Raw genomic sequence first — 23,312 nt, forward strand, 5'->3', positions numbered from 1 at the left:
GCTAACCACTAATAATTGTTATGTGCTGCGAATGAAAAATCAGACGGACCAGAATGCCGGTGCACTGGCGAGTGCGGCCTTGATCAATTGCACGGCTTGGTCGATGTCCTGTTCGGTGGTAAACCGACCCAGGCTCAAGCGAATGGTGCGGCCCGCGCTGCGTGCGTCATGGCCCAGGGCCAGAAGCACGTGGGACGGCGCATTGCTCGCCGAGTTGCACGCCGAGGTTGCCGAAAAGGCGATGCCTGCGCTCAATGCGGCGGAATTGAACTCACCTTCACTGAACGTGAGGCTGAGCGTATGGGGAATGCGTTGTGTAGGGCTGCCATTGAGGCGCACACCCGCCACCGACTCCAACTGATCCAACAGGCGCTGACGCAAGGCGACGATCGTGGCCTTTTCTGCAGAGAACGACGCTGCCGCCAGGGCGAACGCGGTGCCCATACCCGCAATCTGGTGGGTCGCCAGCGTCCCGGAGCGCAACCCACCCTCGTGACCACCGCCGTGAATCTGCGCCAACACTTTCTGTTGCGCACGCGGGCCGACATACAGCGCGCCAATGCCCTTGGGACCGTAAAGCTTGTGGGCGGAAAACGACATCAAATCCACTGGCCACTCAGCCAGGTCGATCGCTACCTTGCCCGCACCTTGCGCCGCATCCACGTGCAGCAGCGCGCCATGCTCACGCACCCGCGCGCCGATGGCGGGGATATCGTTCAGGGTGCCCAGCTCATTGTTCACCAGCATCAAGGACACCAGAAAGGTGTCTTCGCGCAGCGCCTCGCTGACCGCTTCGGCGCTGATCAGCCCTTCGGCATCCGGCACCAGGTAGGTCACGGCCACCCCGGCTTCCTGCAGTTGCCGCGCGGTGTCCAGCGTGGCTTTGTGCTCGATCTGGCTGGTGATGATATGCCCACCCGCCACCCCACGCGCCTGGGCCACACCCTTGATCGCGAGGTTGTTGGACTCCGTAGCGCCGGAGGTCCAGACGATCTGCTCGGGTTGGGCACCGACCAACTCGGCCACCTGACGGCGCGACTGTTCTACCGTTTGCCGGGCGGCTTGGCCGAACGCATGGGAACTGGACGCAGGGTTACCAAAGTTGGCATTGAAGCCCAGGCACTCGACCATCACCTGGATGACCCGCTCATCCACCGGCGTGGTGGCGGCGTAGTCGAAATACAACGGACGTTTATTCATGACGTTTAAGACTCGCAGAGCGTATTCCCAAGAGCAGCGTCTCAGGGGCATCGACCGGAACAGAGGTCGTCAGGTTTAACCGATCGAATGCCATTAAAGAAGGACCACTTTATTTAAATGTGCGTAGGAACGCTCCTGAAATCCAGCTTAACAGGCTGAAGTAACCCCATGGCAAACAAAAAGCCCGAGGTTCCTTAAGGGAATCCTCGGGCTTTTTACCGCTCGGCGCGAACTCAACTGGGACGACCATGCAACACCACACTGCGTTCAGCGTTCATTTCACCCTGGTGATCAAAGCCGAAGGGCTTCGGTGGCTGGCCGGTGAGTGCAGCACGCTGCTGCTGATACTCATCAAACGACAGGCCGCGGCGGCCCAAGGCTTCCAACGCCAACTGCTTGGTTTCTTCTGCGGTGTAGGGGCGCGATTCGGGCGATGGATGGGTCGCACAACCGGCGAGGACGGAGCTGACAACTATTAAGGAAACAGTCAGAAAATGCTTCATGGTGGAGGTCCTGCGAAGGAGGTTTCGAGTCAATGAACACAGGCTACTCCCGCCCTCGCACGGTGAAAAATCACCCGCCGTGATAGTCGCTATCAACCATTAAGGCATCCTCGATAGTAGGTAATACATATTCTTTTCAGATCTATAAATATGGAAATACGTTCATTTACGGAATAAAAGTAACCCTCTATAACTGCCTGCACAGCGAACGACACTGTTCGCCCTGCAACTGTTGCTCACGCAACAGTCATTCAACAAAACACCAGGTCGACAACAGCAACTTTCTCAGCAGTGAGCGCGCAGCCTATGTAAATCAAGGCTTGCAGCCGTTGGTACGGCGCTTGCTCAAGACGTTTCACTTCTCTTGCAATGAACCACTGTTGAAAAAGGAACTGTTTATGACCCGTCCCCTGAATGTTGTTGCCCTCTCCGGCGGAACCTGGCGCCCATCCCGCACATTGGTGCTGACCCAAGCCGTGCTGGCCGAACTGGCGAGCCTGCTGCCAATCCAGACCACGCTGATCGAACTGGGTGACATCGCCCGGCCTTTGGGCGGTGCCCTGTCCCGTGATGAACTGCCGGCCGAGGTCGAAGCCCAACTGTTGGCCATCGAACAGGCCGACCTGCTAGTCGTTGCCGCACCGGTCTATCGCGGTTCCTACCCGGGCTTGCTCAAGCACCTGTTCGATCTGGTCGGCCTGAACGCGCTGATCAACACACCGGTGTTGCTCGCGGCCACTGGCGGTAGCGAACGCCACGCACTGGTCCTTGATCACCAACTGCGCCCGCTGTTCAGCTTCTTCCAAGCGCTGACCCTGCCGATCGGCGTGTACGCCACTGAAGCCGATTTCACCGATTACCACATAACCAGTGAGCCCTTGAAGGGCCGTATCCGCCTTGCCGCAGAACGCGCAGCGCCACTGTTTGCTGCGCACTCTCCTTCTCTGCTGAAAATCGCTTAAGGATTTGTCATGGATGTTTTCTGGTTTCTGCCAACCCACGGCGACGGTCATTACCTGGGCACCACCCAAGGCGCACGGCCGGTCACCCTCCACTATCTGAAACAAGTCGCACAAGCAGCTGACAGCCTCGGTTACTACGGCGTGTTGATTCCTACCGGCCGCTCGTGCGAAGACTCCTGGGTTATCGCCTCGGCGCTGGTACCGCTGACTGAACGCCTGCGTTATCTGGTAGCGATCCGCCCGGGCATTATCTCGCCCACGGTCTCGGCACGCATGGCCGCTACCCTGGATCGCCTGTCCAACGGCCGCTTGCTGATCAACGTGGTGACCGGCGGCGACCCCGACGAAAACCGAGGCGACGGCAGTTTCCTCGACCACAGCGAACGCTACGAAGTCTCCGACGAGTTCCTGCAGATCTGGCGTCGTGTGTTGCAGGGCGAATCGGTGGACTTCGAAGGCAAGCACTTGCGCGTACAGAACGCCAAGGCCCTTTACCCGCCGGTGCAGAAGCCGTATCCGCCGCTGTACTTCGGCGGTTCTTCCGACGCCGCCCACGACCTTGCCGCCGAACAGGTGGACGTGTACCTGACCTGGGGCGAGCCGCCCGCCGCCGTTGCGGAAAAACTCGCGGATGTCCGCGAGCGTGCCGCGCGTAAAGGCCGCACCGTGAAGTTCGGTATCCGCCTGCACGTGATCGTGCGCGAGACCGAAGAAGACGCCTGGAAAGCCGCCGACAAACTGATCGAGCACATCAGCGACGACACCATCGCAGCGGCGCAAAAATCCTTCTCGCGCTTTGACTCCGAAGGCCAGCGCCGCATGGCCGCCTTGCACGACGGGCGCCGCGACAACCTGGAAATCGCCCCCAACCTGTGGGCCGGCGTCGGCCTGGTACGCGGCGGTGCTGGTACGGCACTGGTCGGTAACCCGCAGCAGGTCGCCGAGCGCATCAAAGAGTACGCCGACTTGGGCATCGAGAGCTTCATCTTCTCCGGCTACCCGCACCTGGAAGAAGCCTATCGCTTTGCTGAGTTGGTGTTCCCGCTGTTGCCGGAACCCTACGCCAGCCTTGCCGGGCGTGGTGTCACCAACCTCACGGGCCCGTTTGGCGAAATGATTGCCAACGATGTGTTGCCCACAACCAAGGCCTGAGCGCGCTGAGTCTGCTTGATGTGGGAGCGGGCTTGCTCGCGAATGCGTCCGTTCAGTCAATTCATTTGCGATCTGACACACCGCTTTCGCGAGCAAGCCCGCGTCCACCTTTGGCCTTCTTTGCCCAACCGATATTGAGGAACATCGTGTGACAGCCAAACCCCACAGCGTGCTGCCATCGCCATTGCAGACCGCCAAACTGCTGGCCGCCGAATTTGCCCTCACCGCCGTCGAACGTGATGAGCGTGGCGGCACCCCGAAAGCCGAACGAGACGCCCTGCGCCAAAGCGGCCTGCTGGCCCTGAGCATTCCCACCCAATACGGTGGCCTCGGCGCACGCTGGAGTGAAACCCTGGGTATCGTTCGCGAGTTCGCCAAGGTCGACAGCTCCCTCGCGCACGTTTTCGGTTTCCACCACTTGATGCTCGCCACCGTGCGCCTATTTGCGCGCCCGGATCAATGGCAACCCTGGTTCGAACAAACCGCCCGCAAAAACTGGTTCTGGGGCAATGCCCTCAACCCGCTGGACACACGCACGGTGGTCAAGGATTTTGGTGGCTGGCGTGAATTCTCCGGCAAGAAGAGCTTCTGCTCCGGCGCCAGCGATTCGGAAATGCTGATTGCCTCTGCCGTGGATGACAGCGCTGGCGGCAAACTGCTGATTGCTGCCATCCCCAGCGGTCGCAGCGGCATCACCCTGCACAATGACTGGAACAATATCGGCCAGCGCCAGACTGACAGCGGCAGCGCCAGCTTCGAACGGGTACGCGTCGAGGAGTCGGAATTGCTGCTCGACCCAGGCCCACTGAGTACGCCGTTCGCCTGCCTGCGCCCACTGATCGCACAGCTGACCTTCACGCATATGTTTCTCGGCATTGCCGAGGGCGCGTTTGAAGAAGCGCGCAACTACACCCTGACCGAAACCCGTTCATGGCATAAATCCTCGGCCGACGACGTACGCCAGGACCCTTATGTTCTGCACCATTACGGCGAGTTCTGGGTGGCCTTGGAAGGCGTGCGCCTGCTGGTGGAACGCGCTGCCGATCTGCTCGATCAGGCCTGGGCCAAAGGCCCTAACCTCAGTGAACACCAACGCGGCCAACTGGCCATTGCGATCGCCACCGCGAAAGTCGCCGCCACGCGCCAAGGCCTGGAGTTGTGCAGCCGCCTGTTTGAAGTCACCGGCGCGCGCTCCACCCACGCCTCGCTGCGCCTGGACCGCCACTGGCGCAACCTGCGCACCCAAACCTTGCACGATCCGGTGGACTACAAGCTCCACGAACTCGGGGACTGGGCGTTGAACCATTCCCTGCCAATACCGACGTTCTACTCTTAAGAGAGGTGCCCATGCAGCTTTTAACCTTACCGCCCTCGCCCGCCCTCGCGACGTCGATTCGCGCCACGGCCCAAGTCTTCGAAGACCCGAAATCCCAGGCGCTGCTCGACCACATCCAGCAAGTGGCGCCCAGCGAGGCCAGCGTGCTGATCATCGGCGAGACCGGCACCGGTAAAGAGCTGGTAGCGCGTCACATTCATAACCTCAGCGCACGGCGCAACCGACCGTTCGTGGCGGTGAACTGCGGGGCGTTTTCCGAATCGCTGGTGGAGGCCGAGCTGTTCGGCCATGAAAAAGGCGCCTTTACCGGCGCGCTCAGTGCCAAGGCCGGTTGGTTCGAAGAAGCCGACGGCGGCACGTTGTTCCTGGATGAGATCGGCGACTTGCCGATGGCGATCCAAGTCAAACTGTTGCGTGTATTACAGGAACGCGAGGTGGTGCGCCTGGGCTCGCGCAAGAGCATCCCCATCGACGTGCGCGTGCTGGCCGCGACCAACGTGCAACTGGAAAAGGCGATTAATGCCGGGCATTTTCGCGAAGACCTCTACTACCGCCTTGACGTCGTCAGCCTTGAGCTCAGCCCGCTGCGCGAGCGCCCCGGCGACATCCTGCCGCTGACCCGGCATTTCATTGAAGCTTACAGTCAGCGCCTGAGCTATGGCCCCATCACCATCAGCCGCGAGGCCGAACACAAGCTCAAAAGCTACAGCTGGCCAGGCAATATTCGCGAGCTGGAAAACGTGATTCACCACACCCTGCTGATCTGCCGCAACGGCGTGATCGAACGCGATGATCTGCGCCTGTCGAACCTGCGCATCGAGCGTCAGGACGACAGCCAGCACACCAGCGATAACAGCGCAGAAGCGTTGCTGGCGCGCGCGTTTCAAAAGCTGTTCGAGGAACAGGCCGGCGCCCTGCACGAAAAGGTCGAGGACGCGTTATTGCGCGCCGCCTACCGCTTCAGCCATTACAACCAGGTGCACACCGCCAGCCTGCTGGGCTTGAGCCGCAACGTCACGCGCACACGTCTGATCAAGATCGGCGAGCTGGCGGTGAACAAGCGCCGCCCTGGGGAAAACGTGCAAGGTGAGCGGATGCTGCACCTATCCATTTAGGCGGCAGTGCAAGGCGTTGTCATGGCTGCGCTCAAAGCTGCGCAGCACCTGGAACGAACCAAACGTCACCGCCGTGGCCTGGTGAGCGCGGATCAGCGTCCAGAAATCTTCCTCGCCGTGCTCAAAACATTCAAACGCCGCCTCACCGTCCTCACGGGAGCGCCATTGCAGGTAATTGAGCACCCGCCGCCCGTCCTCGCTGACCTGCACACTCGCATTGATAAAGCCGCCATGGCCTTGGGCGAGGCGCTCGCTTTGGATGGACAAGGCCGCCACCAGGGCAGACTGCTGCCGGGGCTCGATCTGAAACTCGATCAATTGAGTGAAGCTGCGACTCTTCTCTGATACCTGCATGAACACTCCCCTTTCTCTGTAGGCAGAATCTTGCGATTCGATGCCACGCAGGGTAAAACCTCTAGTTAAGTCAAGGTCAAGCATTGATTCGGAGTTTTTCATGCTCAACAAAGCACTCACCGTCGGCCAACTGGCCGCCCGCAGTGGCGTAGCGGTCACGGCGCTGCACTTCTATGAGTCCAAGGGGCTGATCAAGAGCAACCGCAATGCGGGCAACCAGCGCCGCTACCCACGGGATGTGTTGCGGCGGGTGGTGGTGATCAAGATTGCCCAACGCTTGGGGATTCCGCTGGCGACCATTGGCGAAGCATTGCAGACCTTGCCGAATGAGCGCACGCCTACGAAGCAGGATTGGGAACGTCTGTCGGCGCTGTGGCGAGAGGACCTGGACGATCGCATCAACAAATTGTTGCTGCTGCGCGACAAACTCAGTGGGTGCATTGGGTGTGGGTGCCTGTCGTTGGACGCGTGCCCTTTGCGTAATCAGGATGATCAACTCGGCGAGCGTGGGCCGGGGGCACAGCTGTTGGAGCCCACCCCCGAAACCTGACCGGCAGAGGCAACCCTTGTGGGAGCGGATCGTCGGGGCGCGACACAGACGGTGTGACCACCCAATCGCGATCAAACACCGTCTTTGACGCAGCCATCTGCCGGTTCACTGTTGCCGGGCCAACACCTCGTCGGCTACCCGCAAACCGCGCGATACGTGGCCTATAGTGAATAACCCGTACCTCCATAACCCCAATCAAGGAGAACGACATGAGTGCCAAACCTATCCCCGAGGGTTATCACAGCGTCACGCCTTATATGGGCATCGACAACGCCGCCGAAGCCATCGCGTTCTACAAGAAAGCCTTCGGCGCCACGCAAGTCATGCGCCTGGACATGCCCGACGGCAAGGTCGGCCACGCCGAACTGCGCATCGGTGACTCGGCGCTCATGCTGGGCTCGCCCTGCGCTGAAATGGCATTGCGCAATCCGGATGAACACACCAGTGTCGGTCTGCACCTGTATGTGCACGACGTGGATGCGCAATTCGAACGCGCCGTTGCGGCCGGCGCCAGTGTGGTGTCAGAGCCTAAGGATCAGTTCTACGGCGACCGGTCGGCGAGCGTAAAAGATCCATTCGGCCACCTGTGGTTCCTGGCCACACGCAAAGAAGACCTGACCGAAGCACAGATCCGCCAGCGCGCCGAAGCGATGTTCACGCAAGGCTGAGATCGCGCCTGCCCCCCATCTGGTTTGCCTGCGATGCAGATACCTCGGCGTATCCGGGTCTATCGCGTCGATACCATCGCCGGCAAGCCCGCGCCCACAGGGGCCTCGTTGTTTGAACAATAGAGCCTGGCCGGCAGGCTCCTACACACTTCATGAACAACCCCTACACGCTTTCCCCCTTGCCCCGAATGCTGCGTGATTCCAGGATGCAGGCAATCATCACGAGGAGTCATTCCATGTTCGCCGGATTCCAAAAAGACCAGTGCCACGTCAACGGCGTGGACATCAGCTACCGCAAAGGCGGTACAGGTCCGGGTCTGCTCCTGCTGCACGGGCACCCGCAAACCCACGTCATCTGGCACAAAGTCGCCGAACAGTTGGCCGAGCATTTCAGCGTGGTGGCAGCCGACCTGCGCGGCTATGGCGACAGCACCAAGCCGCCGGCCGACGATCACCACAGCAACTACTCGAAGCGGGAAATGGCCCGCGACGGCGTCGAACTGATGAAGGCGCTGGGCTTTGACACGTTCTCGGTACTGGCCCACGACCGTGGTGCCCGGGTCGCCCATCGCCTGGCGCTGGACCATCCCAAGGCCGTGCAACGCATGGTGCTGCTGGATATTGCGCCAACCCTGGCGATGTACGCCCAAACCGACGAGACCTTCGCCCGCGCCTACTGGCACTGGTTCTTCCTGATCCGCCCGGCGCCGCTGCCGGAGGCGTTGATCGAGAGCAACCCGCAACTCTACCTGCGCAGCGTGATGGGCAGCCGCAGTGCCGGGCTCAAGCCGTTTACCGATGCAGCCTTCGCCGAGTACCTGCGCTGCCTGCAACTGCCAGGTACGGCTCGCGGTATCTGCGAAGACTACCGTGCTGCCGCCAGTATCGACCTTGAGCACGACCAGGCGGACATCGACGCCGGCCACCACCTGAACCTGCCGTTGCTGGTGATGTGGGGCGCCGACGGCACTGTGGGCCGCTGTTTCGAACCGCTGGAGGAGTGGCAGAAAGTCGCCACCGATGTACGTGGCAAAGCACTGCCCGCCGGCCACTATCTTGCTGAAGAAGTGCCTGAAGTGTTGCTTGGCGAAGTCCTCGACTTCCTGCGCTGAGCCGTATGCCCCCGTGACCTGACGGACCCGCCTCGCCGGCTGAAAATGCCTGCGACGGGTTCGCTTTGCCCAAAAAAAGCCCCTCGAGATAATAACAATGACAATCCGAAAACTGCTGGGAACCCTCTACGTACAGGTGCTCATCGCGATCGCGCTGGGTGTATTGATCGGCCACGTATGGCCGCAAATCGGTATCGACCTCAAGCCGCTGGGCGACGGGTTTATCAAGCTGATCAAGATGATCATCGGCCCGATCATCTTCTGCACGGTGGTTTCCGGCATCACCAGCATGCACGATGTAAAACAGGTCGGCCGCGTGGGCGGCAAAGCGCTGCTGTACTTCGAGATCGTTTCGACCATCGCGCTGCTGATCGGCATTCTCGCTGCACACCTGCTGCACCCCGGCGTGGGTTTCAATATCGACGTGAAGACCCTCGACAGTTCAGCCATCGCCGGCTTTGTCGGCCAGGCGCAGCACAGTGAGGGCGTGACCGGGTTTCTGCTGAATGTCATCCCCGGGACCTTTTTCGACGCCTTCGCCAAAGGTGAAATTCTGCCGGTGCTGTTTATTTCCGTGCTGTTCGGCCTCGGCCTGGTAATGGTCGGTGAGAAAGCGCGGCCGCTGGTGAGTGTCATCAACCAGGCCAGCGAGGTGTTTTTCCGCATCGTGGCGATGATCAGCCGTGTAGCGCCTATCGGTGCCTTCGGCGCGATTGCGTTCACCATCGGCAAGTACGGCGTGGGCTCATTGCTGCCGCTGCTGAAGCTGGTCGGCACCTTCTATATCACCGCGTTGTTTTTTGTCGCGGTGGTACTGGGCAGCATCGCCCGTTACGCCGGCTTCAGCATTTTCAAGTTGATGGGTTACATCAAGTCGGAACTGCTGATCGTGCTCGGCACCAGCTCGTCGGAGTCGGCGCTGCCGCAACTGATCCAGAAACTCGAAAGCCTCGGCGCGTCCAAAGGCGTGGTGGGTATCGTGGTGCCGACCGGCTACACCTTCAACCTGGACGGCACCAACATCTATATGACCTTGGCGGTGTTGTTCCTGGCCCAGGCCACCAATATCGACCTGCCGCTGGAGCAACAATTGACGTTGCTGGCCGTGGCCATGCTCACCTCCAAAGGCGCCGGTGCCGTCGTCGGTGCCGGCTTTGTGGCATTGGCGGCGAGCCTGGCGGTGGTGCCGACCGTACCGGTGGCAGCGATGGTGCTGATCCTCGGTGTCGACCGCTTCATGGCTGAATGCCGCTCGCTGACCAATATCATCGGTAACGCCGTCGCCACGCTGGTGGTGGCCGCCTGGGAAGGTGAACTGGATCGCGACAAGATGGCGCCGATTGCCCTCAAACATGGCCGGCATGCGCGTGCCGCGCAAGCGAAGATTGCTGCCGAATAGGCATTCACGCCCAGCCGCGCCGGAAGGTGCGCGCATCCGGTGCTATGCTGGCGGCTCATGCCGCCACGCTTGTTTTCTGATGACTAACAAGAAAGATAACGTGCCCCTACCCGAAGACCTGCGGGTGTTCCTGACCGTGATTCGCAAGGCGGGTTTCGCCGCCGCTGCCGATGAGTTGGGGCTGTCGCCTGCGTATGTCAGCAAGCGCATCCAGATCCTCGAAACCACCCTGGCCACTCGCCTGCTGCACCGCACCAGCCGGCGCATCGCCCTCACCGAAGACGGTGAACGGGTGCAGCGCTGGGCCGTGCGCATCCTCGAAGACTTCCAGCAACTTTCCGATGAACTCTGCGACGCCCACGACAGCCCCCGTGGGCATCTGCATATGTGCAGCAGCTTCGGCTTTGGCCGCAACCATGTGGCGCCGGCCCTGTCGTTGCTGGCCGAACAATACCCGGACCTGGAAATTCGCCTGGACCTGTTCGACCGCGTGGTGGACATCGTCAGCGAAGGCTTCGACCTGGAAATTCGCGTGGGCGATGACATTCCCGGTCAACACATCGGCCGACGCTTGGTGAGCAACCGCCGAGTGCTGTGCGCGGCGCCGGCTTACCTGAAGCGTCGGGGCACCCCGCAACAGTTGAGTGACCTGGAGCAGCACGACTGCCTGGTGCTCAAGGAGCGTGACAACGCCTTTGGCATCTGGAACCTGGAGCGTGATGGCAGCGCGCAAAGTGTTCGCGTACGCGGGCCGCTGTCCTCCAACAATGGCGAGATCGTGTTGCAGTGGGCCCTGGACGGACGCGGGGTGTTGCTGCGCTCGATGTGGGATGTGAAGCCGCTGCTCGAACAAGGCAAGCTGGTGCAGGTGTTGCACGGCTACACCCAGAGCGCCAACGTGTGGGCGGTATACCCGACGCGGTTGGCCTACTCCGGGAAATTAAGAGCGTGTGTGGAATTTTTGCAGGAGCACTTCAAGGGGTTGTCGATCTGACGCCCCGATTGGCGCTGTAACCCAGCCATAGGCCCATGACCACCAGGGCGGTCAACGGCAGCCCGTGGAACAACACAATCACTTGGGCCGGCGCCCACGTCAGGTAGAACGGCCCGACCACGAGCATGCCTACGCCAAAGCCGGCCATCTGGATCAGGGTCAATAAACTGAAGAGCGGCAGGCGCAGGCTATCCGGTTCACTCTGCGCGCGGGAAACCAAGGCCACCTCGGAAATACCATCTCCCAACCCCGCCCACACCACCCACACCAGCGCCAGCCACAGTTCGCTTTGTTGGAAGGTCAGGATAAAGCCGCTGGACATCAGCGCCACACCGGCCATAAACAGGCGCTCCATGCCTGCGGTACCACGATTTTTCAACACGGCACTGGCCAGCCGCGCGCCCACGAACTTGCCACAGGCCCAAACCGCCAGCAGGTAGCCCATCACGGTTTTTGCCGTATCGGGCGAAATGTACTGGGACAACACCGGCCAGCCGACGTTATGCGCAGCGCTGCCAAGGGTGTCGAGCAGGCTGATCAATAACATCGCGGCCAGCACCGGCGCGCTCCGCAGGCCTTTCTTCAGTTCATGCCATTCAGCCGCGAGGCCTCGATGCACGGACATCGCACCTGAGTACAACGCCCGCAACGGCAGGATCAGGCAGGCGGCAACGATATAGGTGCCGATGTTCACGGCAAACACGGCTTCGAATCCCGCCGTGGCAATCAGCACCCCGGACAACAAGCTGCCAAACACCGCACCGGTGGCGGCCGCAGAAGTAATCCATGCATTGGTGGAAACCCGCTGCTCCAGCGCTACCCAGGTGGGCAACTGACTGTTCAGGCCAATCGCAAACAACGAATTGCACAAGCCGATGCCAAACGCGATGAAGGGCAGCACGCTGAGCTGCTGTGTCGGTATCAACACCAGCAGCGGCATCAGCAATAAGGCTCGGGCAAGGTCCAGCCCGGCCAACGTGCCTCGTCCGGCAAAGCGCCTGAAAAAAGCAATCCCGAACAGGCTCGCAATAATCCCACCGGTAACGCGGCACGCCAGGAAGACACTGACAAACATCACGCTGTGGCTGAGCCAATACACGTAAGTGGACAACGCCACCATGTTGAGGAACGCGCCGAAATCCGACACCCCGCGCGCGAAGATGATCAAGCGTGCATTGCGGGTCGAGCGCGTTGATTCAGGCTCAACGTTCAGCACGTGCATGGCAGAGACTTCCTTTTCTTATAATGAGCCGACTTCCTTGTCGGTCCCACTTAAGTCTACGGTGCCCGGTGTGTCAACCAAGCCAGGGGTTGGCCGCCAGGTGCCTGCGCTCGAACGCCTGGATCTGGTCACTGCGCTGCAAAGTGCTGCCAATCGCATCCAGGCCGAGCAGCAGCGCGGTCTTGCGCAAGGTGTCGATCTGGAAGGGGATCACCTGGCCGTCCGCGAGGCGAATCTGCTGCGCCTGCAGATCCACACTGATCTGCGCCTGTTCAGGCTGGCTTACGGTCTGCCCGAGCGCCTGCAGCAGCGCATCGTCCAGAGTGATCAACAACACGCCGTTACGCTGGCAGTTGTCATAAAAAATCCCGGCAAAGCGGCTGCCGATCAGCGCGCGAATCCCCATTTGCTTCAAGCCCCACACCGCATGCTCACGGCTGGAGCCACAGCCGAAGTTCGGCCCGACCACCATAAAGCACGCGCCCTGCCAGGCCGGCTGGTTGAGCACGAATGCCGGGTTGGGCTCGCCTGACGCGAGGAAGCGCAGGTCGAAGAACAACCCTCGGTCGAGACCGCTGCGGTCGATGCCCTTGAGAAATTGCTTGGGCATGATCACGTCGGTGTCGATATTCGCTGCAAGCATCGGCGCAGCCTTGCCGGTGACCTGGGTGAACGGTTGCAGGCTCATGCGCGGTCTCCAAAGTGACGAATATCGGTGAGGCGGCCGGTGATGGCGGCGGCGGCGACCATGGCCGGGCTCATCAGGTGAGTGCGGGCGCCGGCGCCCTGGCGCCCTTCGAAGTTGCGGTTGGTGCTGGACGCGCAGCGGTCGCCGGGGGCCAGCACATCGTCGTTCATCGCCAGGCACATCGAGCAGCCGGACTGGCGCCATTCGAAGCCGGCGTCGATAAAGATCGCCGCGAGCCCTTCGGCTTCGGCCTGGTCGCGCACGGCGGTGGAGCCGGGGACAATCATCGCCCGTACGTGGTCGGCCACGTGTTTGCCGCGCACCACACTGGCAGCGTCGCGCAGGTCCTCGATGCGGGCATTGGTGCAAGAGCCGATAAACGCATGGCTGATCACGATATCGCTCAGCGGCATGCCGGCCTCCAGGCCCATGTAATTCAGCGCGCGGCGCATGTCCTGGCGCAGGATCAGGTCGCTCACCTCTTGCGGGTCGGGCACGCGGGCGCCGATGGGGGCGGCCTGGTCGGGGCTGGTGCCCCAAGTGACCATGGGTTCCAGGGTGCTGGCATCGAGCTGCACTTCTTGATCAAACACGGCGTCGGCATCCGAATGCAGCTGGCGCCAGCCGACCAGTGCCTGTTCCCACAACGCGCCTTTCGGCGCGCGAGGCTTGCCCTTGAGGTAGGCGAAAACTTTTTCGTCCGGCGCCATGAATGCGCCGCGCGCACCGGCTTCCACGGCCATGTTGCAGATGGTCATGCGCGCTTCGACACTCAGCGCATCCACGGTGGAACCGCGAAACTCAATGGCGTAGCCGGTGGCACCGGACGCGCCGATCTTGCCGATCAGCGCCATGATCACGTCCTTGGAGGTCAGGCCGCGCGCCAGTTTGCCGTCGACGGTCACACGCATGCTTTTCAGGCGCTTGTAGACCAGGGTCTGCGAGGCCAGCAGGTGCTCGATTTCGGAGGTGCCGATGCCAAACCCGAACGCGCCCAATGCGCCGTAGGTGGTGGTGTGGCTATCACCGGCGGCGATCACCATGCCCGGCAAAATGAAGCCCTGCTCCGGCGCAATCACGTGTTCGATGCCTTGGCGCTTGTCGAGGATATCCAGCAGCTCGATGCCGAAATCCTGGCAGTTTTCCGCCAGGTACGACACCTGCCGCGCGCCGCCCGCATCGGGCATCGCCGCGATACGCGTGGGCGTGGTGGGGTTTACATGGTCAACCACCGCCAGCGCCGTGCCAGGGCGCCAAACCTTACGCCCGGCCTCGCGCAAGCCGCTGAACGCCTGGGGGCTGGTGTATTCGTTGATCACCTGGCGGTCGATGTACAGAAGGACATGGCCCTGGTCGTCCAGGGGGCACACCGTATGGGAATCGATGTGTTTGTCGTAGAGGGTTCTGGCAGTCATTTTTTCTTCGGGCTCACTCAACGGTGTGCCCCCATCCTACGCAGCCCCCCGGCCCCATCAATGGCACCTGGGTGATGGCTTGGAACATGTTTCGTGTTCGATCAAGGCGCGAAAAGCCCAGTGAATGCGAACCTGAAACATTTTCTTTCATTTGCGGCTTGGGGATTTCTCATGCTCATCCGTCTTAACTTAGATACAGCCCGTCGCGTCAGCAAAAGCTACGACCGGCCTTTTCCGGGCCTCCATCGCCCTCCTTCGTTCAAGACCCGTATTCACATGTCTAACGTTCACACGTCAAAGAAGTCACGTTCAAAACTCTGGTTTCTGGTGCACAGCTGGCTGGCGTTACCCATCTGGTTTTTTGTGCTGATCGTCTGCGTGACCGGCACCCTGGCGGTGGTCAGCCAGGAAATCGTGTGGCTGGCCAACCCGGATATCCGTGCAAGCAAGCCGTCGGAAGATGCCCGGATGCTGAGCTTTGACCAGGTGATCGCCGCGATCAAACGCGAAGAGCCCCAAGTGATTGTGCAGTCGATCATCCGCCCGGACGAAACGCACTTCGCCCTCAGTGTCGACCTCAGCTACCCGGATGGGCGCTCCGTCGAGGCCTACGTCAACCCCTACACCGGGGCGATCCAGGGCATCAGCCCAGCCTTCGATTTCAAGCAATTTACCCGCGCCCTGCACGGCTGGTGGCTGGTGCCGTTCACGAATGGCTTCAGTTGGGGCTGGTACCTGGTCTCGGCGCTCGGCCTGCCGTTGCTGGCGTCACTGGTGACCGGGCTGGTGGTCTACAAGCGTTTCTGGAAGGGTTTTCTGCGACCGACCCTGCGTATCCGTCACGGTGCGCGAATCTTCTGGGGGGACTTCCATCGCCTGAGCGGGATCTGGTCAATCTGGTTTATCGCGGTGATTTCCATCACCGGCACCTGGTTCCTGATCCAGGCGATCCTGGGGGACAACCAGATTTCCATCTCCAGCGAACCGATCGTCCCCGTGATCGCCCGTGAGAAGGTGCCGATGTCCGCGCCGGGTGTGCCGGCACCGATGATCCCACTGGACGACGCCATCGAGATTGCCAGCCAACGCATTCCCGGGCTGGATGCGACGTTTGTGTTCCTGCCGCTCAACGCCTATAGCCACCTGCAAATCGGCGGGCGCGGCTGGTACCCGCTGATGTTCCAGACGGCCCAACTCAACCCGTACAGCGGCGAGATCGCGGTGTCGCACTTGCTGTCCGACCGCTCAACGCTGGAGTTCGTCACCGAATCCATGCGCCCGCTGCACACCGGCGACTTTGGCGGGCTGTGGATCAAGCTGATCTGGGCGTTCTTCGGCCTGGTGCTGAGCATGATGGTGTTGAGTGGCCTGCTGATCTGGACCAAGCGCACCGCCCTGGCCACCCTCAATGCACTCAAGCGCAGCAATAAGGCCTCGCGCCAACCGGCCGCCCTCCCCGCCAGGCAGGCTGAAACCTCGGAGGCCAACGGATGAGCAAGGTCACTGCTGCTACACCGCCTTCGAGGCTGCGCGCTGTTTGGCTGAAATGGCGGTTCCATATCAACATCCTGCTGTTGCTGGTACCCCTGGGGTTCATGCCCAAATACTTCGCCGATTCCGCACTGTTTCGCGGTGACACCGGAATTGGCGAGCGGGTCGTCGGCGACGTGCAGGTCGGGCCCTGGAGCCTGACACTCGCCGAATTCCGCAACGAAGGCCCGAGCCCGGACCCGGCCGGCCCGATGAAATTCTTCAACGCCGCCCTGTGTGACACCTGTGCCGCGCAGGTCAAGGCCACCTACCTGCGTATCGGCAAACCACGCAGCTTGCGCGCCGCCGGGGTGATCTTCTTTGGTACGCCTTACCGCATGGGCGCCGCATTGCCGGTGCCTGAGCGCACGCCGGTCGATGCCGAACTGTGGGTCACCATGGAAGGCTGGGACGGCACGATGCACCAGGGTTCCATCCCGCTAAGCCAGGCCTCGCCTGCCACCATTGCCTGGCTGAACAAGCAAGGAGTTAAACCATGACGTTCAAGCACCTGACCCACTCCGCTGCGGCGCTATTGCTTTGCGCAGGTTTCAGTACCACCGCCCTGGCCCACAACCCGATGTGCGAATGCAAGGAAATCCCCGGCGAGCAGATCCAGTGCACCGGCGGTTTCTCCGACGGCAGCGGCGCCCCGGGCGTGACCCTGGACGTCATCGGCTACGACGAAACCATCCTGCTGCCCGGCAAACTCGGCCAGGACTCGACCCTGACCTTCAAAAAGCCCGCCGCCGAGTTCTATGTGCTGTTTGATGCGGGCCCCGGCCACGTCGTTGAAATCGACCAAGCGGATATCCAGCCTCAATGAGCACGACGCAGGTTGTACGCCCCGCCGGTGCCGGCCACGAAACCCTCTACGTGTTGCTGCTGTGCCTGATCATCCTCGCGGTGGCCGGTTCGGTGGTGGCCCTGCACAGTGAAACCCAGGAAGTCGCGGCGCTGCCCAGCCACCAGTTGGACGCCCGTCGCGACCTCAGCGCATCCGAACAAGGCATCTACGCCGACCTGCGGGTGACCCTGGATGAAATCCAGCTGCTGCAACAGGAGCACAGTGCCCTGCCGACGCCTGCGCAACTGGCCGAAGCAGGTTTTGCACCGTTTGCTCAGGACGCCAGTTCGGTCAGCCGTGGCGACCACCGCTGGACGTTGCTGGCGCCTGCTGCCTATTTGGGCCTGAGCCAGACGCCGAGCGCCAGCGGCTCGCTGCTGATGCGCGTGCACGGTGCCGAGGCGGATATCTGGCTCAACCGCCAAGCCCACCTCGCCCCCCCTTCCGACCTCACTGACCAGGCGCTGATCGCCGCCGGCTGGCAACAGGTGGTCGCGCAATTCGATGCCGGCGTTACGCGCCAGCACCGTCACTGAACGAGAAGACCGAGTGCCCATGTCTATTTCATCTCCCCTGTTGCGCCTGTTGCTGGTTAGCCTGTTCAGCCTGATGCTGGCGCCCTTGGCAAATGCCGAGGCGGCCAAACGCTTGCGTATCGGCATCACCCTGCACCCTTATTACAGTTACGTGGCTAACATTGTCGGCGACAAAGCCGACGTGGTCCCGCTGATTCCGGCAGGCTTCAACCCGCATGCCTACGAGCCTCGCGCCGAAGACATCAAGCGCATCGGCACCCTCGATGTGATCGTGCTCAACGGCGTCGGGCATGACGATTTCGCCGACCGCATGATCGCCACCAGCGAGCGCCCGCACATCCCGGTGATCGAGGCCAACGCCAACGTGCCGTTGCTCGCCGCCACGGGGAATGCCGCGCGTGGCGCGGGCAAGGTGGTCAACCCGCACACCTTCCTGTCGATCAGCGCGTCGATTGCCCAGGTCAACAACATCGCCCGCGAGTTGGGCAAGCTTGACCCGGACAATGCCAAGGCCTACACCCAGAATGCCCGCGCCTACGGCAAGCGCCTGCGCCAGATGCGCGCCGACGCCCTGGCCAAGCTGACCAGCGCGCCCAACCCCGACCTGCGCGTGGCCACCGTGCACGCCGCCTACGACTACCTGCTGCGCGAATTCGGCCTGGAAGTCACCGCCGTGGTCGAGCCCGCCCACGGTATCGAGCCAAGCCCCAGCCAGTTGAAAAAAACCATCGACGAACTGCGCGCCCTGGATGTGAAGGTGATCTTCTCGGAGATGGATTTCCCGTCCACCTACGTCGAGACCATCCAGCGTGAATCCGGGGTCAAGCTGTACCCGCTGTCGCATATTTCCTACGGCGAATACACACCTGAAAAATACGAAGTGGAAATGACCGGCAACCTCAACACCGTGGTGCGGGCGATTCAGGAGTCGGGGGCATGACAGCGGCGGAGCAACTCAAAGCGGCCAGCGTCGGCCCAACCCTGGACTTCGATAACGTGTCACTGACCCTCGGTCGCACGGTGATTCTTGACGCTGTCAGTTTCCAGGTAGAACCGGGCAGCATTCATGCGTTGGTCGGCCCGAACGGCGGCGGCAAAAGTTCGCTGATCAAGACGCTGTTGGGGCAAACGCCGCACCACGGTCAATTGCGCCTGCAATGGCCAACGACGCCCGGCACCATCGGGTACGTGCCCCAGGCGCTGGAATTCGACCGGGGCTTGCCGATGACGGTGGACGACTTCATGGCCGCCATGTGTCAACGCCGCCCGGCGTTTCTGGGCCTGTCCAAACACTACGCCGCCGCGATTGGCGAGGCGCTGGAACGGGTGGGTATGCAGGACAAGCGCAAACGCCGCATGGGCGCGTTATCCGGTGGTGAGCGTCAGCGTGTGTTACTGGCCCAGGGCCTGATCCCGTCGCCCCACCTGCTGGTGCTGGATGAACCGATGTCGGCCCTCGACGAGGCGGGTATCCAGGTGTTCGAACGGCTGCTGAATGACTGGCGGCTGGCCGGGATCACCGTGCTGTGGATCGAACACGACCTGGAAGCCGTCGGCCGTCTCGCCGACCGCGTCACCGGCCTGAACCGCCGCGTGCTGTTCGACGCCACCCCCAACGCGGCGCTGACCCCGGACCGCCTGCTGACCCTGTTCTCCACCCACCCGCGGAGCTCGGCGCCATGAGTTATGAAGCGTTTCGTTTGATGGTCCAGGGCTGGGCCTCGTCCGGGTACCTGCCGGAAGCGTTGGCCTATGGGTTTGTGGTCAATGCCTTGCTCGCCGGTTTGCTGATCGGCCCGGTACTCGGCGGCCTGGGGACGCTGGTGGTGGTCAAACGCTTTGCGTTTTTCTCCGAGGCTGTCGGGCATGCCGCGCTGACCGGCGTGGCCGTGGGCATTCTGCTCGGCGAACCCTATACCGGGCCCTATGGCGCGCTGTTCGGCTACTGCCTGCTGTTCGGCATCCTGCTCAATTACCTGCGCAACCGCACCGGCCTGGCGCCGGACACCTTGATCGGCGTGTTCCTGTCGGTGTCACTGGCATTGGGCGCCAGCCTGCTGTTGATCCTGGCAGGCAAGATCAACGTGCATATCCTGGAAAACGTGCTGTTTGGCTCAGTGTTGACGGTGAACGCCAATGACTTGCTGGTGCTGGGCGTGGTTGGCTCGCTGGTGATGGCCCTGGCGCTGCCACTGTATAACCGCATCATGCTGGCCAGCTTCAACCCGCAACTGGCAGCGGTGCGCGGTGTGGCGGTGAAGACGCTGGACTACTTGTTCGTGATCCTCGTGACACTGATCACCGTGGCGGCCGTCAAGGTGATCGGCGCCATCCTGGTGGGCGCGCTGCTGGTGATTCCGGCCGCCGCGGCGCGCCTGCTGAGCCAGTCGCTCAAAGGGTTTTTCTGGGTATCGGTGGTGATTGCCACACTCAGCACGCTGTGCGGCATCCTGCTGCCGATCATCTTCGACCTGCCCATCCCCTCCGGCGCCGCGATCATTCTGGTCGCCGGTATCGCCTTCGCCTTCGCCGCCATCGCGCGCGGCACCGTGCCCAGCCTCAAAGGGAATCTTGGATAATGCGCCCTGTCGTTCGCCCACTGGCCCTGGCCATCGCTTGTTTGCTCAGCACCTCGGCGCTGGCCGTCGACGGCCTCGACCCCAAGGCATTCAAAGTCAACCAAGGCCTCGGCCATGCCGCCCTGACCCAAACCAAAAAAACGGTCAAGGTCCTGGCTTCTTTGCCCATCACCTACGGGCTGGCCGAGGTGCTGCTCAAGGGCACCGACGTGCAGCTTGAGCGGGCTGCGCCGGCCAACCTGCCCGGCTCGCGCCAGGTGTCCTACTTCACGGGCCGTGGCGCCCCGGCGCTGAATACCCTGGCGCAGGATGCCGACGCCGCCATCGGCCTGCGCTCGCTGTGGGCAGACGACCCGCTGTACCCGGTGGCGCGGCGCAGCAATATCCGTATCGTCGAAGTCGACGCCGCGCGCCCGGTAGACGGCGGTTTGCCAGGCATCGCCGTGCAACCTGGCAGTGCTGATGGCTTGAACAGCCAGCCCTGGCAGTCGGGCAACAATATGGGACGCATGGCCGATGTGATGGCCGCCGACCTTGGCCGCCTGGCGCCCAGCGCCAAACCGAAGATCGACGCCAACCTGGCGGCCCTCAAGCAACGCCTGCTCAAGCTCAGCGCCCACAGCGAGGCGCGGCTGGCCAAGGCGGACAACCTGAGTGTGGTCAGCCTGAGCGATCACTTCGCATATCTGGTCAGCAGCTTGAACCTGGACGTGGTCGCTACCGATGCACGGCCGGATGCGGACTGGACGCCACAAGCGTTGCAGGCATTAAGTGCGCGCTTGAAGGACAACGATGTGGCAGTGGTGCTGCAGCATCGTCAGCCGAGTGAAGCGGTTAGAGCGGCGGTGACGGCAGGTGGTGCGCAACTGCTGGTGTTGAATGTCGACGGCGCGGACCCGGTGGCAGAGCTGGAAACCAATGTGGATCAGCTCATTAAAACCCTCACCCCTGATACCTGACCGCCAGAGTTTTCGTGGCGAGCGGGCTCGCCACGGGCGTTAAACCACATCAACGCCGACATGAATCGCATCATGCCGCCAGAACTCCAGGTCGCAGTCGATCAAGCGCTGGTGCTGGTCATAGTTGACCCGGGCGATGCGCAAGCCCGGGCTACCCACCGACACGCGCAACGCGCCGGCGGCCTCCACCGGCAATGACGTCGGCACAATTTCGAAGCGCACGCGGCCGTACTGCAAGTCGTACTTGCGCGCATACAGCTCGGTCATTGATTGATTCAGGTCGCATTCCAGAATCCCCGGAAAATACTGCGGGTTCAGGTAGTGCTCCACATACAGCACCAGGCGCCCATCAATCCGTCGGCCCCGGCAAATCTGGATCACCCTCGACAACGCCGGCAACTGCAGCCACGCACACACCGCTGCCGACGCCGGTTGCAGGCGTGCAGAAATCACCTCGGTGGACGCCACGCGGCCCTGGTCGCTGACCATCGCGTGAAAGTGGCTGCGTTGCATCAGGTTGTAAGCCAGCCGTGGCGGCGAGACAAACCACCCACGGCGCTCCTCGCGATAAATCTGGCCTTGGGCCTCCAGTTGTAACAAGGCTTCCCGCACCGTAATTCGAGTGGTACCAAACAACTCGCTGAGCTTGCGCTCGGCGGGCAATTTACTCGCCGGCGGCAACAGGCCGTGGTCGATCTGCTCTTGCAGCGCCAGGCCGATGGAGGTCACCGCCTTGATTGCCTCATCACGCATCAACATTACCTATCTGGACTAGACCAGCACCGTTCAAGTGCACAAACCGCGCTTTATTTGGGCTTCTGCTATTGCCTGCCAGCCTAGGCATTACAGATGACCGACAGATGACAGTCCCTGTCCAGGCCCTGCACCACACCCTGCAATACATCGGCCAAGTCCAGGGCCTGCGGGTACTTGAGCATGGTCTACGCTGAGTCTGCACTGAGCGACAAAAGCGATTTAAAAACGACACAGACATGAAACTGTCATCCATCGAGCCTAGATTGGCTCAGGTATTGCTCTGACCTAGTCCAACACCACCGCAAACGTTCTTAAAAACGCCGCGTTGAAAACGCCCAAAGGAGCTTCGGATGAAAAAGCTTTTCCTGGCATCACTGTTAGGCTCGACCATTGCCATGTGCACCGCTGCCATGGCCGCTGATACCGATCTGAAAACGCTGGAAGCCGCCGCGAAAGCGGAAGGCGCCGTCAACAGCGTCGGCATGCCCGATGACTGGGCCAACTGGAAAGGCACCTGGGAAGACCTGGCCAAGACCTATGGCCTCAAGCACATCGATACCGACATGAGCTCGGCTCAGGAAATCGCCAAGTTCGCTGCCGAAAAAGACAACGCCAGCGCCGATATCGGTGACGTCGGCGCAGCCTTCGGCCCGATCGCGGTGAAACAGGGCGTTGCGCAACCGTACAAGCCAAGCACCTGGGCACAAGTCCCGGATTGGGCGAAAGACAAAGATGGCAACTGGGCCCTGGCCTACACCGGCACCATCGCGTTTATCGTCAACAAAAAGCTGCTGCACGGCTCCGACGCCCCAAAAAGCTGGGCTGACCTGAAGACCGGCAAATACAAGGTTTCCATCGGTGACGTGAGCACTGCCGCACAAGCCGCCAACGGCGTGCTGGCAGCAGCGCTGGCCAATGGTGGCGACGAGAAGAACATTCAGCCGGCACTGCTGATGTTCGCCGAGATCGCCAAGCAAGGCCGCCTGTCACTGGCCAACCCAACCATCGCCACCATGGAAAAAGGCGAAGTGGAAGTGGGCGTGGTCTGGGACTTCAACGGCTTGAGCTACAAAGCCAAGATGGCCAACCCGGATGACTACGTCGTGCTGATCCCATCGGACGGCTCGGTGATTTCCGGCTACACCACCATCATCAACAAATACGCCAAGCACCCGAACGCCGCCAAGCTGACCCGCGAATACATCTTCAGCGACGCCGGCCAGACCAACCTGGCGCGCGGCAACGCCCGTCCGATCCGTGCCGAGCACTTGACCTTGCCTGCCGACGTCCAGGCCAAGCTGCTGCCTAACGAGCAGTACAAGAAAGTCACGCCGATCAAAGATGCCGACGCGTGGGAAAAGACCTCCAAGGCACTGCCGCAGAAGTGGCAGGAAGAAGTCATCATCAATATGCAGTAAGGCTGTAGCCCACATTG

The 23,312-nt window shown here is 61.6% G+C and carries 25 protein-coding genes; 18 read left to right on the forward strand and 7 right to left on the reverse strand.

Features of this window, described 5'->3' with window-relative positions:
• Positions 1–39: 39 nt before the first annotated feature.
• Together JFT85_RS06505 and JFT85_RS06510 are read right to left on the reverse strand one after the other, a co-directional pair.
• Positions 40–1,200, reverse strand: a complete 1,161-nt coding sequence (locus tag JFT85_RS06505; protein WP_053255328.1) for a cysteine desulfurase family protein — start codon at positions 1,198–1,200, stop codon at positions 40–42.
• A gap of 233 nt (positions 1,201–1,433) precedes the next feature.
• On the reverse strand, positions 1,434–1,703 hold the full coding sequence (locus tag JFT85_RS06510) for a hypothetical protein (RefSeq protein WP_201229538.1): 270 nt from the start codon (positions 1,701–1,703) through the stop codon (positions 1,434–1,436).
• Positions 1,704–2,101: 398 nt separating this feature from the next.
• Here JFT85_RS06510 and msuE point away from each other — a divergent pair, with 398 nt between their 5' ends.
• From msuE to JFT85_RS06530, 4 genes are all read left to right on the forward strand, one after another.
• Positions 2,102–2,665 (forward strand): FMN reductase, encoded by a 564-nt coding sequence (gene msuE / locus JFT85_RS06515; RefSeq protein ID WP_053255368.1) that lies wholly within the window; start codon positions 2,102–2,104, stop codon positions 2,663–2,665.
• A gap of 9 nt (positions 2,666–2,674) precedes the next feature.
• Complete coding sequence (gene ssuD, locus JFT85_RS06520; RefSeq protein ID WP_069551660.1) at positions 2,675–3,817, forward strand: FMNH2-dependent alkanesulfonate monooxygenase; 1,143 nt, start codon at positions 2,675–2,677, stop codon at positions 3,815–3,817.
• 148 nt (positions 3,818–3,965) lie between these two features.
• The gene (locus JFT85_RS06525) at positions 3,966–5,153 is read left to right on the forward strand and encodes an acyl-CoA dehydrogenase family protein (protein WP_053255325.1); all 1,188 of its coding nucleotides are present in this window, start codon (positions 3,966–3,968) and stop codon (positions 5,151–5,153) included.
• 11 nt (positions 5,154–5,164) lie between these two features.
• Positions 5,165–6,268, forward strand: coding sequence for a sigma-54 interaction domain-containing protein (locus JFT85_RS06530; protein WP_073636860.1), 1,104 nt, complete (start codon positions 5,165–5,167; stop codon positions 6,266–6,268).
• On the opposite strand, the gene JFT85_RS06535 is transcribed toward JFT85_RS06530, so the two are convergent.
• Entirely contained in the window at positions 6,257–6,622 is a 366-nt protein-coding gene (locus tag JFT85_RS06535) for an antibiotic biosynthesis monooxygenase (RefSeq protein WP_053255323.1), read from the reverse strand. The two genes, JFT85_RS06530 and JFT85_RS06535, sit on opposite strands and share 12 nt — an antisense overlap.
• Before the next feature lie 100 nt (positions 6,623–6,722).
• Here JFT85_RS06535 and soxR point away from each other — a divergent pair, with 100 nt between their 5' ends.
• The 5 genes from soxR (at position 6,723) to JFT85_RS06560 (ending at position 11,345) form a co-directional block, all read left to right on the forward strand.
• On the forward strand, positions 6,723–7,172 hold the full coding sequence (gene soxR / locus JFT85_RS06540) for a redox-sensitive transcriptional activator SoxR (protein WP_053255322.1): 450 nt from the start codon (positions 6,723–6,725) through the stop codon (positions 7,170–7,172).
• 209 nt (positions 7,173–7,381) lie between these two features.
• Complete coding sequence (locus JFT85_RS06545) at positions 7,382–7,840, forward strand: VOC family protein (RefSeq protein ID WP_053255321.1); 459 nt, start codon at positions 7,382–7,384, stop codon at positions 7,838–7,840.
• 236 nt (positions 7,841–8,076) lie between these two features.
• Positions 8,077–8,952: an alpha/beta fold hydrolase gene (locus JFT85_RS06550; RefSeq protein WP_201229540.1), complete on the forward strand. Its 876-nt coding sequence runs from the start codon at positions 8,077–8,079 to the stop codon at positions 8,950–8,952.
• A 97-nt stretch (positions 8,953–9,049) separates the two neighbouring features.
• The gene (locus tag JFT85_RS06555; protein WP_053255319.1) at positions 9,050–10,351 is read left to right on the forward strand and encodes a dicarboxylate/amino acid:cation symporter; all 1,302 of its coding nucleotides are present in this window, start codon (positions 9,050–9,052) and stop codon (positions 10,349–10,351) included.
• A gap of 79 nt (positions 10,352–10,430) precedes the next feature.
• Entirely contained in the window at positions 10,431–11,345 is a 915-nt protein-coding gene (locus JFT85_RS06560) for a LysR substrate-binding domain-containing protein (RefSeq protein WP_053255318.1), read from the forward strand.
• Here JFT85_RS06560 and JFT85_RS06565 read toward each other — a convergent pair.
• The 3 genes from JFT85_RS06565 to leuC all read right to left on the reverse strand — a co-directional run bounded on the left by JFT85_RS06565 (position 11,326) and on the right by leuC (position 14,670).
• Positions 11,326–12,567, reverse strand: a complete 1,242-nt coding sequence (locus tag JFT85_RS06565) for an MFS transporter (protein ID WP_139372201.1) — start codon at positions 12,565–12,567, stop codon at positions 11,326–11,328. The two genes, JFT85_RS06560 and JFT85_RS06565, sit on opposite strands and share 20 nt — an antisense overlap.
• A 73-nt stretch (positions 12,568–12,640) precedes the next feature.
• The gene (leuD, locus tag JFT85_RS06570; protein WP_053255316.1) at positions 12,641–13,255 is read right to left on the reverse strand and encodes a 3-isopropylmalate dehydratase small subunit; all 615 of its coding nucleotides are present in this window, start codon (positions 13,253–13,255) and stop codon (positions 12,641–12,643) included.
• The gene (leuC, locus tag JFT85_RS06575; protein WP_069551654.1) at positions 13,252–14,670 is read right to left on the reverse strand and encodes a 3-isopropylmalate dehydratase large subunit; all 1,419 of its coding nucleotides are present in this window, start codon (positions 14,668–14,670) and stop codon (positions 13,252–13,254) included. Before leuC ends, leuD begins: the two co-directional genes overlap by 4 nt.
• 276 nt (positions 14,671–14,946) lie before the next feature.
• Here leuC and JFT85_RS06580 point away from each other — a divergent pair, with 276 nt between their 5' ends.
• Genes JFT85_RS06580 through JFT85_RS06615 form a run of 8 tightly spaced genes read left to right on the forward strand, consistent with a single transcriptional unit; the run spans position 14,947 to position 21,121 of the window.
• A complete protein-coding gene (locus JFT85_RS06580; RefSeq protein ID WP_053255314.1) occupies positions 14,947–16,164 on the forward strand; it encodes a PepSY-associated TM helix domain-containing protein in 1,218 nt (405 codons plus the stop codon).
• Positions 16,161–16,700: a thiamine pyrophosphate-binding protein gene (locus JFT85_RS06585; protein WP_069551652.1), complete on the forward strand. Its 540-nt coding sequence runs from the start codon at positions 16,161–16,163 to the stop codon at positions 16,698–16,700. The genes JFT85_RS06580 and JFT85_RS06585 overlap by 4 nt, the downstream gene beginning before the upstream one ends.
• Entirely contained in the window at positions 16,697–17,026 is a 330-nt protein-coding gene (locus JFT85_RS06590) for a hypothetical protein (protein ID WP_069551651.1), read from the forward strand. The genes JFT85_RS06585 and JFT85_RS06590 overlap by 4 nt, the downstream gene beginning before the upstream one ends.
• Positions 17,023–17,583 (forward strand): DUF6162 family protein, encoded by a 561-nt coding sequence (locus JFT85_RS06595; RefSeq protein WP_201229542.1) that lies wholly within the window; start codon positions 17,023–17,025, stop codon positions 17,581–17,583. The genes JFT85_RS06590 and JFT85_RS06595 overlap by 4 nt, the downstream gene beginning before the upstream one ends.
• A gap of 19 nt (positions 17,584–17,602) precedes the next feature.
• Positions 17,603–18,523 (forward strand): metal ABC transporter substrate-binding protein, encoded by a 921-nt coding sequence (locus tag JFT85_RS06600; protein ID WP_069551667.1) that lies wholly within the window; start codon positions 17,603–17,605, stop codon positions 18,521–18,523.
• A complete protein-coding gene (locus tag JFT85_RS06605) occupies positions 18,520–19,266 on the forward strand; it encodes a metal ABC transporter ATP-binding protein (protein ID WP_053255309.1) in 747 nt (248 codons plus the stop codon). Before JFT85_RS06600 ends, JFT85_RS06605 begins: the two co-directional genes overlap by 4 nt.
• Positions 19,263–20,162, forward strand: coding sequence for a metal ABC transporter permease (locus JFT85_RS06610; protein ID WP_053255308.1), 900 nt, complete (start codon positions 19,263–19,265; stop codon positions 20,160–20,162). Before JFT85_RS06605 ends, JFT85_RS06610 begins: the two co-directional genes overlap by 4 nt.
• Positions 20,162–21,121, forward strand: a complete 960-nt coding sequence (locus JFT85_RS06615; RefSeq protein ID WP_201229552.1) for a metal ABC transporter solute-binding protein, Zn/Mn family — start codon at positions 20,162–20,164, stop codon at positions 21,119–21,121. Before JFT85_RS06610 ends, JFT85_RS06615 begins: the two co-directional genes overlap by 1 nt.
• 39 nt (positions 21,122–21,160) lie before the next feature.
• Here JFT85_RS06615 and JFT85_RS06620 read toward each other — a convergent pair whose 3' ends face one another.
• The gene (locus tag JFT85_RS06620; RefSeq protein WP_053255367.1) at positions 21,161–21,874 is read right to left on the reverse strand and encodes a UTRA domain-containing protein; all 714 of its coding nucleotides are present in this window, start codon (positions 21,872–21,874) and stop codon (positions 21,161–21,163) included.
• Between the two features lie 353 nt (positions 21,875–22,227).
• Here JFT85_RS06620 and JFT85_RS06625 point away from each other — a divergent pair, with 353 nt between their 5' ends.
• Entirely contained in the window at positions 22,228–23,295 is a 1,068-nt protein-coding gene (locus JFT85_RS06625; protein ID WP_053255306.1) for an ABC transporter substrate-binding protein, read from the forward strand.
• Positions 23,296–23,312: the final 17 nt, after the last annotated feature.

Origin of the sequence: Pseudomonas sp. TH04 (assembly GCF_016651355.1) — a bacterium.
GTDB lineage: Bacteria > Pseudomonadota > Gammaproteobacteria > Pseudomonadales > Pseudomonadaceae > Aquipseudomonas > Aquipseudomonas fluorescens.